The sequence below is a fragment of the Actinophytocola sp. genome (assembly GCF_036402745.1).
In the GTDB taxonomy this organism is placed as follows: Bacteria; Actinomycetota; Actinomycetes; order Mycobacteriales; family Pseudonocardiaceae; genus Actinophytocola.
Window position 1 is genome coordinate 18,637 of the sequence record NZ_DASWSJ010000243.1, and the last position, 12,225, is coordinate 30,861.

11 protein-coding genes and 1 pseudogene are annotated in these 12,225 nt (G+C 72.5%); 7 read left to right on the forward strand and 5 right to left on the reverse strand.

Features of this window, described 5'->3' with window-relative positions:
• The first annotated feature begins 212 nt into the window (after nucleotides 1-212).
• Both VGD70_RS22725 and VGD70_RS22730 read left to right on the forward strand, forming a co-directional pair.
• Nucleotides 213-776: a DUF3000 domain-containing protein gene (locus tag VGD70_RS22725; protein WP_331084526.1), complete on the forward strand. Its 564-nt coding sequence runs from the start codon at nucleotides 213-215 to the stop codon at nucleotides 774-776.
• Between the two features lie 37 nt (nucleotides 777-813).
• A complete protein-coding gene (locus VGD70_RS22730) occupies nucleotides 814-1,449 on the forward strand; it encodes a type 1 glutamine amidotransferase family protein (protein WP_331084528.1) in 636 nt (211 codons plus the stop codon).
• A gap of 13 nt (nucleotides 1,450-1,462) precedes the next feature.
• Here VGD70_RS22730 and VGD70_RS22735 read toward each other — a convergent pair whose 3' ends face one another.
• Nucleotides 1,463-2,611: a dipeptidase gene (locus tag VGD70_RS22735; RefSeq protein ID WP_331084530.1), complete on the reverse strand. Its 1,149-nt coding sequence runs from the start codon at nucleotides 2,609-2,611 to the stop codon at nucleotides 1,463-1,465.
• 254 nt (nucleotides 2,612-2,865) lie between these two features.
• Between VGD70_RS22735 and VGD70_RS22740 the strand changes: the two genes are divergently transcribed.
• From VGD70_RS22740 to VGD70_RS22750, 3 genes are all read left to right on the forward strand, one after another.
• Nucleotides 2,866-3,582 carry a response regulator gene (locus VGD70_RS22740; protein ID WP_260191334.1) on the forward strand — a complete coding sequence of 239 codons (717 nt, stop codon included), beginning with the start codon at nucleotides 2,866-2,868 and terminating at the stop codon, nucleotides 3,580-3,582.
• 120 nt (nucleotides 3,583-3,702) lie between these two features.
• Nucleotides 3,703-4,944 (forward strand): HRDC domain-containing protein, encoded by a 1,242-nt coding sequence (locus tag VGD70_RS22745; protein WP_331084533.1) that lies wholly within the window; start codon nucleotides 3,703-3,705, stop codon nucleotides 4,942-4,944.
• A 4-nt stretch (nucleotides 4,945-4,948) separates the two neighbouring features.
• Nucleotides 4,949-5,770, forward strand: coding sequence for a DUF72 domain-containing protein (locus tag VGD70_RS22750; protein ID WP_331084535.1), 822 nt, complete (start codon nucleotides 4,949-4,951; stop codon nucleotides 5,768-5,770).
• Nucleotides 5,771-5,884: 114 nt separating this feature from the next.
• On the opposite strand, the gene VGD70_RS22755 is transcribed toward VGD70_RS22750, so the two are convergent.
• The 3 genes and pseudogenes from VGD70_RS22755 to VGD70_RS22765 form a co-directional block, all read right to left on the reverse strand.
• Nucleotides 5,885-7,015: a HAMP domain-containing sensor histidine kinase gene (locus VGD70_RS22755; RefSeq protein WP_331084537.1), complete on the reverse strand. Its 1,131-nt coding sequence runs from the start codon at nucleotides 7,013-7,015 to the stop codon at nucleotides 5,885-5,887.
• Between the two features lie 125 nt (nucleotides 7,016-7,140).
• Nucleotides 7,141-7,794: pseudogene (locus VGD70_RS22760) on the reverse strand (response regulator transcription factor); the annotation flags it as partial.
• Between the two features lie 35 nt (nucleotides 7,795-7,829).
• On the reverse strand, nucleotides 7,830-8,492 hold the full coding sequence (locus VGD70_RS22765; RefSeq protein WP_331084539.1) for a helix-turn-helix domain-containing protein: 663 nt from the start codon (nucleotides 8,490-8,492) through the stop codon (nucleotides 7,830-7,832).
• A 63-nt stretch (nucleotides 8,493-8,555) separates the two neighbouring features.
• On the opposite strand from VGD70_RS22765, the gene VGD70_RS22770 reads away from it, so the two are divergent.
• Nucleotides 8,556-9,749 carry an acyl-CoA dehydrogenase family protein gene (locus tag VGD70_RS22770; protein ID WP_331084541.1) on the forward strand — a complete coding sequence of 398 codons (1,194 nt, stop codon included), beginning with the start codon at nucleotides 8,556-8,558 and terminating at the stop codon, nucleotides 9,747-9,749.
• Nucleotide 9,750: 1 nt separating this feature from the next.
• On the opposite strand, the gene dxs is transcribed toward VGD70_RS22770, so the two are convergent.
• Nucleotides 9,751-11,697: a 1-deoxy-D-xylulose-5-phosphate synthase gene (gene dxs / locus VGD70_RS22775; protein WP_331084543.1), complete on the reverse strand. Its 1,947-nt coding sequence runs from the start codon at nucleotides 11,695-11,697 to the stop codon at nucleotides 9,751-9,753.
• 112 nt (nucleotides 11,698-11,809) lie between these two features.
• On the opposite strand from dxs, the gene VGD70_RS22780 reads away from it, so the two are divergent.
• Nucleotides 11,810-12,225: hypothetical protein (locus tag VGD70_RS22780; RefSeq protein ID WP_331084545.1), on the forward strand; the 416-nt coding region annotated here is incomplete at its 3' end.

A 12,225-nucleotide genomic window follows, 5' to 3' on the forward strand; every position in this document is an offset into this window, starting at 1 on the left:
GCCCGCACACCTATAGCCGCCGGTCAGCTCGCTGCGCGCGTCTCCGGCGGCGCCCGGGCCGATCGGCACGTGCCGCCGCACCACCGTCCGGCCCACACCTCCCCAGATGGGCGGCCACGTTGATCTTGCCCACTGTCGGTGCGCATGAACTCGACTCGCCGTCCGGCGTGCCGTCCCCCGTCACTGATCGGGTGGTCCTACAGTTACGAGTCGTGACCAAAACGTCGGCAGCGCCTGAACTGTTCACTCAGGCCGTCACGGCGCTCAAATCGGTGCGCCCGCGGCCAGAGTTGCAGCTCGGTGTCGTTCGCCCGCCGCAACGGCTGGCCCCGTGGGCGTTCGCGATCACCGCGGAGGTCACCGGGCCGGCGGACGTGCTCGCGACCGGGCGGCTGATCCTGCTCCACGACCCGGAGGGCCAGGAGGCCTGGGACGGCGTGCTGCGGGTGGTCGCCTACGTCCGGGCCGAGCTCGACGCCGAGCTGGCCGACGACCCGTTGCTGCCCACCGTCGGCTGGTCCTGGCTGACCGACGCGCTCGCCGCGACGGGCGCGGACTACACCGCGCTGGGCGGGACCGTGACCGACACGTCGTCGGCCCGGTTCGGCGACATCTCCGGCCCCGCGCGGACCGACGACCTGGAGCTGCGCGCGTCGTGGACGCCGCGGGACGCGAACCTGGCGCCGCACGGCGAGGCGTTCTGCGACCTGATGGCCAGCGTCGTGGGCCTGCCACCGGTCGGCGTAAGCATGTTCTCCCAGCGTCAGGGCAGCTGAGCCGTTTTTGTCGGTGGGCCGGGCTAGCGTTCGCACCATGACTTACGCCTATCTGTTCGTGCTGGACACGCTCGCCGACTGGGAGCCCGGGTTCCTCACCGCGGAGCTCAACTCCGGACGCATGTTCAAGGAGCCGGGCACGGCGTTAGCGGTACGCACGGTCGCCGTCTCCCGCGAGCCCATCACCACGATGGGCGGCGTGCGCATCCAGCCCGACCTCGCGCTGGCCGAGCTCACCCCCGACGACGCGGCCGTCCTGCTGCTGCCCGGGGCCGACACCTGGGCCGAGGAGCGACACCGGCCCGCCCCGGCCAAGGCGGCGGAGTTCCTGGCCGCCGGCGTGCCCGTCGGAGCCATCTGCGGGGCCACCATCGCGCTGGCCGACGCCGGCTTGTTCGACAGCCGGCCGCACACCAGCAACAACCTCGAGGCTTTGAAGCAGCTCGCCCCCGGCTACGCGGGCGCCGACCATTACGTCGAGGCGCCCGCGGTCACCGACGGCGACCTCATCACGGGCACCGGCACGGCGCCGCTCGACTTCGCTCGACACGTCCTCGCCCGGCTCGACGTCATGTCCCCGGAGGCCCTCGAGGCCTGGTACCAGCTCTACAAGACCAGCAACCCCGAGTTCTACGTCGCGCTCATGAGCTCCTTACCCCAGCCGGTCGGCTGACGGTCAGCCCCGGTCAGCCCGCCGCAGCCACCTCCTCGGCAGCGGCCAGCACGCGGAGCACGTTCTCACCGGCGAGCTTGGCGCAGTCCTGCTCGCTCCACCCGCGCTCCAGCAGCGCGGAGAACAGCGCCGGGTAGCGACTCACGTCCTCGAGGCCCTGCGGCAGGAAGCCCACGCCGTCGTAGTCGCCGCCCAGCCCGATGTGGTCGATGCCGGCCACCTCGCGGGCGTGCTCGACGTGCGCCACCACCTCGGCGATCCCCACCGTGGGCTGCGCCGGGCCCGACCAGCCGTCCATGAACCGCTGCCGCTGGTCCGCGTCGCGATGGTCCGCGCCCGCCGCGGCCATGGCGTCCCGCAGTCCCTTGTCCCACTCGACCAAGGAGTCCGACACGAAGTAGGGCACGAACGTCACCATGCACACCCCGCCGTTCCCGGCGAGCCGCGACAGCACGTCGTCGGGGACGTTGCGGGGATGGTCGGTCACGGCCCGGCACGAGGAATGGCTGAAGATCACCGGGGCCGTGCTCGCGTCGAGGGCGTCCCGCATCGTGGTCGCCGCGACGTGCGACAGGTCCACCAGCATGCCGATCCGGTTCATCTCGGCCACCACCTCGCGGCCGAAGTCCGTGAGGCCGCCCACCGCGGGCTCGTCGGTGGCCGAGTCGGCCCACGGCACGTTCTCGTTGTGCGTCAACGTCATGTACCGCACCCCGAGCCGGTACAGGGCGCGCAGAACACCCAGAGAGGAGTTGATGGAATGCCCACCCTCGGCACCGAGCATCGAGGCGATCCGGCCGTCGGCGAAGGCCGCGCGGGCCTCGGCGGCGGTGGAGACGATTCGCAGATGCTCCGGGTATCGCGCGGCCAGCGTGTGGACCAGCTCGCACTGCTGGACCACCGCGGTCACCGCCGCGTCACCGGTCAGCCTGCACGGCACGTACACCGACCAGAACTGCATGCCCACCCCGCCGGCCCGCAGTCGCCCGAGGTCGGTGTGGAGGTCCGGCTGGGCTTGCCGCAGGTCGACGCCGAACCCGTCGGAACGCGACGGGTCGACGCCGGGCAACGTCCGCAACGCCCACGGAAGGTCGTTGTGTCCATCGACCAGAGGAGTCGCCTTCAACAGCGTTCGGGCGTGCTCGAAATCCCCGTTGTCCACTACCGCGACCTCGTTTCATCGTGTACCGGCGCTTATCCGTTACGTCACCAACGAAGAGTCACCCGATCGTGTTACCTCCGCACGCCGGAGTGATGTCTCGATTGGATAGATAACGAATTGATCATCCCGCTAACCCGCTTGGGGGGCTAGGCTGCGGACGTCGACACCACTTTCGGTCCAATGGCGGCGCGGCTGTTTGGCCGAAGGTCCCGGTGTAGGTCGGGGGGCACGACCGACTCCAGGGAGGTAGTGACGTGGCTGCCGTCGGCTTAGGTCAGGCCGTTCGAACCACGCCAGCCGGCGTGTTGCCGGCGAACATGGTCCCGCATCCGCGGGAAGAGCTGTTCTCGGTGCTGGTGGTCGATGACCATCCGTTGTTGAGGGAGGCGATAGCTGCCCGGTTGACCCAGATGGGTGCGGGCACCGTCCATGAGGCCGCCACGGTGGCCGAGGCGAGGGCGAGGGCGTTGGCCACTGGGCCATGCGACCTGGCAATACTCGATCTCGGGTTGCCGGACGGCAGTGGCATTGAGCTGGTGACCGAGCTTCGCGGCCATGGTTGGCCGCGGATCGTGGTGCTGGCGTCGTCAGACGATCCGTACGCCGTGCGTTCGGCCTTCCAAGCAGGGGCTCAGGCCTATCTGCTGAAGTCGGCTTCGCCGGTGGTCGTGACCGACGGGGTTCGGCGAGTGCTCGAAGGCGGCGTCTACGCCGACCCGAGCGTCGCGCCGATCCTCGCCACGGGCACGCGGGTCCCTGGCACCGACAACACCCCACGCGAGTTGTCCGCTCGCGAGGTAGAGGTTCTCCAGCTCGTCGCGGACGGGCAGTCCAACAAAGAGATCGGTGAGGGGCTCAACCTGTCGGCTTTGACAGTGAAGAGTCACCTCTCGCGGATCGGCCGGAAGTTGGGCACCGGCGACCGGGCACAGATGGTCGCGCTGGCCATGCGGGCCGGCGTGATTCGCTGATCTGACACTCGGCGGATCGGGGCGCGGGGCACATGCGCTCCCCGATCCGCCGGTGTTCGATCCCGCATAACCGCACGTTGAGCGCACATCGCGCACGTCCGTCCCGTATGGTCATCCGCCGTGGGTGAATCGGGGACTGATACGGACGAGGAGGCACGGCCAGAGCCGGTACTGCTGACCCAACCAGTGGACGGCACTCCGGACGTGGTCGCCACGTTCGAGGCACTGCGCGAGGCCTCGGACGCACTGGCCGCTGGCCAGGGACCGATCGCGGTGGACACCGAGAGAGCCTCCGGTTACCGCTACTCCCAACGCGCGTACCTGGTGCAGGTACGCCGCGAGGGTTCCGGCACGGTACTGCTGGACCCGGTCGCGTTGAACGACCGCATCGACCCGTTCATCGCCGCACTCGCCGACACCGAGTGGGTGCTGCACGCCGCCTCCCAGGACCTGCCGTGCCTCGCCGAGCTGAGCCTGCGCCCGGCCCGCCTGTTCGACACCGAGCTCGCCGGCCGGCTCGCCGGCTACGAGCGGGTCGCGCTGGGCACGCTGGTGGAGCTGCTGCTGGGTTACCGGCTGGAGAAGGGCCACGGCGCCGCCGACTGGTCGCGCCGGCCGCTGCCGCAGGACTGGCTGGACTACGCCGCGCTCGACGTCGAGCTGCTGGTGCCGCTGCGCAACGTCCTCGAGGCGGAGCTGGCGGCCCAGGGCAAGCTCGAGTGGGCACTGGAGGAGTTCGAGGCGCTGCGCGTCGCCCCGCCCCCGCCGCCGCGGGCCGAGCCGTGGCGCCGCACGTCCGGCATCCACCGGGTGCGCTCGCCGCGCGGGCTGGCCACGGTCCGCTCGCTGTGGGAGGCCCGCGACACGCTGGCCCGGCAACGCGACATCGCGCCCGGCCGGGTGCTGCCGGACAGCTCGATCGTGCAGGCGGCCGTCGCGTCCCCCGAGGACGAGGCCGCGCTGCTCGCGCTGCCGGTGTTCCGCGGCCGGTCACAGCGGCGGATCGCCGACACCTGGCTGCGGGCCATCCGTGAGGCGGCCCGGCTGCCCAAGAGCGACCTGCCCGACCCGTCCCCGCCGCACGACGGCCCGCCGCCGCCCAACCGCTGGGCCGACCGCGACCCCGCGGCCGCCGCGCGACTGGCCGCGGTCCGGGCCGCGCTCGCGGCGATCGCCGAGGAGAACCGGCTGCCGATCGAGAACCTCCTGCAGCCGGACCTGGTGCGCCGGACGTGCTGGCGCCCGCCGGAGCAGCTGTCCGCCGACACCGTGGCCGACGCGCTGCGCGCCGGCGGGGCGCGGGAGTGGCAGATCGCGCTCACCGTCGACAAGCTCTCCACGGCCCTCGACGGCGCCGGCTGAGCTCGTGGCCGGCCGGGTCCGGATCGGCACGTCGGGTTGGGTGTACCCGCCGTGGCGCGGGGAGTTCTACCCGCCGAAGCTGGCCCACCGGCGTGAGCTCGAGTACCTGTCCGGCCAGGTCAACTCGGTCGAGATCAACGGCTCGTTCTACGCGCTGCAGCGGCCGTCGAGCTACGAGTCGTGGCGCGACCAGACGCCGGCGGACTTCGAGTTCGCGGTCAAGGGCGGCCGGTTCATCACCCACCTGAAAAGGCTGCGCGACATCGACGCGCCGCTCGCGAACTTCTTCGCCTCCGGGGTGCTCGCGCTCGGCCCCAAGCTCGGCCCGCTGCTGTGGCAGCTGCCGCCGACGCTGGCGTTCGACGCCGAGCAGCTCGCCGCCTTCTTCGACATGCTGCCGCGCACGACCACCGCGGCGGCGCAGCTGGCGACCCGGCACGACGAGCGACTCGACGGCCGGGCGTGGACGACCACCGACGCGGACCGCCCGCTGCGGCACGCTTTGGAGGTGCGGCACCCGAGCTTCACCGACCCGGCGTTCCTGGACCTGCTGCGCGCGCACGGCATCGCGGTGGTGATCGCGGACGCGGCGGCGAGCTGGCCGTACCTGGAGCACGTGACGGCCGACTTCGCCTACGTCCGGCTGCACGGCAGCACCGAGCTCTACACCAGCGGCTACACCGACGAGGCCCTGGACGGCTGGGCGGAGCGGATCCGCCGCTGGACCGCCGAGGGCCTCGACGCCTACGCGTACTTCGACAACGACGCGAAGGTCAAGGCCCCCCGCGACGCGATGGCACTCGCGGCCCGGCTGGGCCTCGGCTAAGCGACCTCGCGGACCGCCGCGCACCACCGTCGACGACACCTGGCGGACGCGGAGAAGGCGCGGGACCAGGTGCTGGCCCAGGTGTCGGGCACTGCCGGAATGCCGGCCTCGGTCCTACTGACCCGGCGCCGGCAGGTGCACGGTGACCGTCAGGCCGCCGCCCGGCACGGCCTCCGCGGTCACCGTCCCGTGGTGGGCGAGCACCACCGCGCGCACGATCGACAGGCCCAGGCCCGTGCCCGAGTGCGCGGTCCGGTCGACGCCACCCCGGCGGAAGGACTCGAACAGCTCGTCCACCCGCTCCGGGTCGACGAGCGCGCCCGACGAGCTGACCCGCAGCGTCGCCCACTCGGCCGTGTAGCCGGTGCGCACGTCGATCCAGCCGCCGTCGACGTTGTGCCGGACGGCGTTCTCCAGCAGGTTGCCCGCCACCCGCTCCAGCAGCGCCGGGTCACCCACCACCGGCGCCGGCAGCGCGTGGAAGACGGCCCGCAGCCGGCGGCCGTCGGCGTCGGCGCGGATGGGGCGCCACGCCGCGTCCACCACCCCGGCGAGGTCGACCCGGTCGAGCACGCCGATGCCCAGCCCGTCGGTGCGGGCGAGCAGCAGCAGCGCTTCCACGAGCTGGCCGGCGCGCAGCGTCGCGCTGCGCACCACGCCGGCCATGCGGCGCAGCTCGCCGGCGTCGGCGTCCGGGTCGCCGAGGGTCACGTCCAGCTCGGTGCGGATCACCGACAGCGGGGTACGCAGCTCGTGCGACGCGTTGGCGACGAACTGGCGCTGCGCGTTGAACGTCGCCTGCAGCCGGTCGAGCATCGCGTCGAAGGTGTCGGCCAGCTCGGCGACCTCGTCGCGGGGGCCGCGGAGCGAGATCCGCTCGCCCAGGGACTCCGCCGACAGCCGCCGCGCGCTGCCGGTGACGTCGCGCAGCGGCTTGAGCACCCGGCCGGTGAACGTCCACGCCAGCAACGCGGTGGCGAGGACCACGCAGACGAACGCGATCGAGCCGGCCACCAGGACCCGGAAGCGCGCGCTGTCCCGCAGCACCTCGGCCAGCTTGTCCGCCTTGACCGACCTGCCCTCGACCACGATCGTGGTCCCGGCCGGCAGCTGCGGCGCGGTGACCGCGGTGTCCACCAGCATCCAGCCCAGCCACAGCAGCAACGCGGCGACCAGGGCGACCAGCGCGGTGGCGAGCAACGTGATCCGGCCACGCAGGCCGGGACCGCGCCGCTTCTCGTTCACCCGGGCGAACCCGCCGGAGGACCACCCGCGGCAGGACCACCAGCGGCCGGACCCCCCGCGGACGAACCACCCGCGGACGAACCACCGGCGGCCGAGCCACCGGCCGGCGAGCCACCGGCGGTCGTGGGCACCCGGTACCCGGACCCCACGACGGTGTCGATGATCCCCGGCTCCCCCAGCTTCTTGCGCAACGTCATCACGGTCACCCGGACCGTCGTGGTGAACGGGTCGGCGTGCTCGTCCCACACCCGCTCCAGCAACTCCTCGCTGCTCACCACCGAACCCGACGCCGCGAGCAGCACCTCCAGCACGCCGAACTCCTTGCGGGTCAGCTCCACCGGCGTGCCCGACCGGGTGACCGTCCGGCGGGCCGGGTCGAGCTCGAGGTCACCCGCGCGCAGGACGGGCGGCGTGACCGGCGTCGACCGCCGGGCGAGCGCCCGGACGCGCGCCACCAGCTCGTCGAACGCGAACGGCTTCGCCAGGTAGTCGTCGGCGCCCAGGGACAGGCCCTCGACCCGGTCGGCGACCGACCCGCTGGCGGTCAGCATGATCACCCGGGTGAGCGCCCCGGACGCCACGATCTCCCGGCACAGCTCGTCGCCGGACATGCCCGGCAGGTCGCGGTCGAGCACGACCACGTCGTAGCGCGTGACGGTGGCCTTCTCGTGGCCCTCGTCGCCGTCCAGGGCGACATCCACGGCCATGCCCTCACGACGCAACCCCCTGGCGACCGCCTCGGCCAGGGGTTCCTCGTCCTCGACGATCAGAATCCGCACAGTACAAAGGTGCCACAGCGGACGTTCAGCCGCCGTCAGCCCCGCCGGGAGGCCCGCACCGTCTCGGCGATGGGGCTCAGCCGCAGCCAGCCGGGCAGCCCCCGCACGATCCACCGCGCGCCGGTCAGGTCGATCGTGCCGGCCCGGACGGCGTCGAGCAGCTCGATCTCGCCCTCCCACATCCGGTACAGCGTGGGCAGGTCCGAGGACAGCACGGCGTCGATGTCGAACCCGGGGTCGGTGTAGCAGACCGACGCGTCGCCGGGCTCGAGCACGAGCCAGTACGTGCGCCGCCGGTCGGCGATCACGACCTGGATCACCGCGCGCTTGGCGATGTCGGTGGTGTCGATGCGGCCGTGCATCCACCACATCAGCAGCTCGGGGTCGAGCTCCTCGGGCCGCGGGTCGCCGAACGCGTGGCGAGCACCCCAGTCGGCGAGGCCGAACACGAGCGGGCGCAGGTCCTGGCCGGCGGGGGTCAGCGCGTAGCCGTCCGCGGTGCGCACGACCAGGCCGGCGTTGCTCAGCTGGCGCAGCCGGCGCGACAGCAGTGCCCGCGACAGGCCCGGCAGGCCGCGGGAGATCTCGTTGAACCGGGTGGCGCCGATGAGCATGTCCCGCACGATCAGCAGCGTCCACCGGTCGCCGAGCACCTCCACGGCCCGCACCATCGGGCAGTACTGGGCGTAGGTCCGCATGGCTGACTCCAGGTTCAGTTTCTGTACTACCTCGCGGCCGCTCGGGTTCCTAGCGTCCTCACCATGACAATCGCGCAAACCCGTCCAACTGGAACGTTCCCGATCCCGTTACGCGATGACGACGCACGGTTCGTGGACCTGGCCGCCGGCGTGGGCGCCGTGGCGGCCGAGCACGCGGCCGAGCACGACCGCGACGGCACCTTCGTCACCGAGGCGTACGCGGCGCTGCGCGACAGCGGCTACCTGGCGCTGACCGTGCCCAGCGAGCTGGGCGGGCTCGGCGCCACCATGCGCCAGGCCTGCTACGCCCAGGCCGAGCTGGCCCGGTACGACGGCGCGACCGCCCTGTCGGTCGCGATGCACACCTACCTCACGCTCGTGCAGGGCTACCGGCACCGGATGGGCGCGCCCGACGCGGAGGGGGTGCTGCGCCGGATCGCGTCGGAGGGCATCGTGATCGCGACGAGCGGCGGCTCGGACTGGCTGTGGCCGACGACCACCGCCGTGGCCACCCCCGAGGGCTTCCGGGTGAGCGGGCGCAAGGCGTTCTGCAGCCAGTCCCCCGGCGCGACCGTGGTGGCGACGTGCGCGGTGCTGGGCGAGCCCGGCGAGGACGCCGAGGTGCTGCACTTCAGCGTGCCGCTGTCCGCGCCGGGCGTGCGCATCGACCAGACGTGGGACACCCTCGGCATGCGCGGCACCGCGAGCCACGACGTGATCCTCGAGGACGTGCTGGTGCCGGCCGACAAGATCGCCGGGCGGCGGCCGTACGGCGAGTTCGGCGGCCCGCTGCTCGCCGCCACCGTCCACTTCGCCCCGGTCGGCGGCGCGACGTACTTCGGGATCGCGGCCGGCGCCCGGGACGCGGCGGTCGCGGCGGCGTCGGCCGGCAACCGGGGTCCGCTGCCGCTGTCGGCGCTGCCCCGGACCCACCGGCAGGTCGGCCTGATGGACGCGAAGCTGCGCGTGGCGTGGTGGGCGCTGATGGGCTCGCTGGAGGAGATCGGCGCGGACTACCGGGCCACGCCGGACGTGCTGAGCACGGTGATGCTGGCCAAGCGCCAGGCGGTCACCGAGGCGATCGAGGTGGTGAACCTGGCGATGGAGGTGCTGGGCGGCCGTTCCTTCTACCGGCGGTTCTCCCTGGAACGCGCGTACCGCGACGTGCGGGCCGGCACGTACCACCCGTTCACCCCGGAGGCCACGCTGTACTACGCGGGCAAGCTCGCCCTCGGCGACCCGGGCGTCACCGAGTAGGTCAGCTCTCCTGGCGGTCGGCCGCGGGCTGTTCCGGGGCCGGCGCGCTCGCCTCGCCGATCCGGTCCACGGTCCACTCGGTGACCCTGCGCGCGACCTGCTGCGCGGTGAGGCCGAGCCGGACGAGGACCTCGGGCCGGGTGCCCTGGCCGTGGAACACCTGCGGGATGCCGATGTCGCGCAGCGGCGTGTCCACGTCGGCGTCGCGCAGCGCGGCGGCCAGCGCCCAGCCGAACCCGCCGTGCCGGCCGCCGTCCTCGACGGTGACCACCAGGCGGTGCCCCGCGGCCAGCTCGACCAGCTCGGCGGGCACCGGCGCGACCCAGCGCGGGTCGACGACGGTGACGCCGATGCCCTGGTCGGCGAGCCGGTCGGCGGCGGCCAGGCCCAGCTCGGCGAACGCGCCGACGGTGACCAGCAGCACGTGCTGGCTCTCCGCGGCGGCCGGGCGGCGCAGCACGTCGACGGTGCCGATCCGCTCGAGCGCGGCGATGTCGGCGCCGACCGCGGCCTTCGGGAAGCGCAGCACAGTCGGGCCGTCGGACACCGCGATGGCCTCGCTGAGCTCCTCGGACAGCGTGCCGGCGTCGCGCGGCGCGGCGATCCGGATCCCCGGGACCGCCCCCATGATCGACAGGTCCCACATGCCGTGGTGGCTCGCGCCGTCCGGCCCGGTGATGCCCGCGCGGTCGAGCACGACGGTGACCGGCAGCTTGTGCAGCGCGACGTCCATCAGCATCTGGTCGAACGCCCGGTTGAGGAAGGTCGAGTAGATCGCGACGACCGGGTGCAGCCCACCCATCGCGAGGCCGGCGGCCGAGGTGACCGCGTGCTGCTCGGCGATGCCGACGTCGAACCAGCGGTCCGGGTAGGCCTCGGCGAACGGCGCGAGACCGGCGGAGCGCAGCATGGCCGCGGTGATGGCCACGATGTCCGGCCGGTGCTCGCCGATGCGCACCATCTCCTCGGCGAACACCGAGGTCCACGTGGCGCTCTTGGCGGTGGTCGGCCGGCCGGTGACCGGGTCGATGGGGTCAGTCTGGTGCATCTGGTCGACTTCGTCGTTCTCGGCCAGCGGGAAGCCGCGCCCCTTGCAGGTGGCGGCGTGCACGATGACCGGGCCGCCGAACTCCTTGGCCCGGCGCAGCGCGGCCTCCAGCGCGACGAAGTCGTGGCCGTCGACCGGGCCGAAGTACTTCAGCCCGAGGTCCTCGAACATCATCTGCGGGCTCAGCGCGTCCTTGATGCCGCGCTTGGCGGCGTGCAGCGCGGCATAGATCGGCTTGCCGACGACCGGGGTGCCCTGCAGCATCCGCTTGCCGCCCTCGAGCGCGCGCTCGTAGCCGGGGGACAGCCGCAGCGAGGCCAGGTGGTCGGCGAGCCCGCCGATCGTCGGGGAGTACGAGCGCCCGTTGTCGTTGACGACGATGACCATCGGCCGGTTGGTGCCGGCGGCGATGTTGTTGAGCGCCTCCCAGCACATGCCGCCGGTGAGCGCCCCGTCCCCGACGACCGCGACGACGTGGCGGCGCTCGCCCCGCAGCTCGAACGCCTTGGCCAGACCGTCCGCATAGGACAGTGCAGTGGAGGCGTGGCTGTTCTCGACGAGGTCGTGCTCGCTCTCCTGCTGGCTGGGGTAGCCGGAGAGGCCGTCCTTCTGCCGGAGGGAGTCGAACTCCGCCTGCCGGCCGGTGACGACCTTGTGGACGTAGGCCTGGTGCCCGACGTCGAAGATCACGGCGTCCTTCGGTGAGTCGAACACCCGGTGGATGGCCATGGTGAGCTCGACGACGCCGAGGTTGGGCCCGAGGTGGCCGCCCGTGGTGGTGACCTTGTCCACGAGGAACTGCCGGATCTCGGCCGCGAGCCTGGTCAGGTCCTCCGTGCCCAGCCGCTTGAGGTCGGCCGGTCCGTGCAGGGAGTCGAGCAGGCTCGGATGGTCGGTCACCGCTGGTCACCTCGGTTTCTTGGCTGTCGTTCCCGACAGCTGGGACGTCCGCCGTGTTGCGGCCAGTCTACGAGCGCACGGCCGCCGGGGGCGCGGCCCTACACTCGGCCGGGTGCCAGTCGCATTCGACACCGCCGGGATGGACCAGTACGACGATCGGACCTGGTTCGATCCGCGTACCGGCGACCAGGTGAGCCTGACATACATCGGGTTGGTGCCGGACCTTCCGGCCGGCCTGGACGAGCTTCCGCTGCTCCGTCATCGACTGGCTCTCGAGACCTCCGACGTCGGCACCCTGATCGAGGCCCACGTCGTCCTGCTCGACTCGGTGCCGACGCTGTTCCAGCTGCTCAAGCTGCCGATCCCGAACCAGGACACCGGCCAGGCGTTCATCGCCGCGTTCACCGTGCCCAAGGCCACGTGCAGTGCCGTGCTGCGCATCCAGTGCGCCGAGGGCCAGCCGACGGGCATGCGCGAGTCGGTCGTGTTCTCCCAGGTCGGGGTCGAGGGCTTCGTCCGCCCCCACCC

Bases quoted from the DNA above. Each gene is read 5' to 3' on its own strand.
- VGD70_RS22730 (WP_331084528.1), top strand. From the start codon at position 814: ATGACTTACGCCTATCTGTTCGTGCTGGACACGCTCGCCGACTGGGAG.
- VGD70_RS22765 (WP_331084539.1), bottom strand. From the start codon at position 8,492: ATGCGGACCTACGCCCAGTACTGCCCGATGGTGCGGGCCGTGGAGGTG.
- VGD70_RS22770 (WP_331084541.1), top strand. From the start codon at position 8,556: ATGACAATCGCGCAAACCCGTCCAACTGGAACGTTCCCGATCCCGTTA.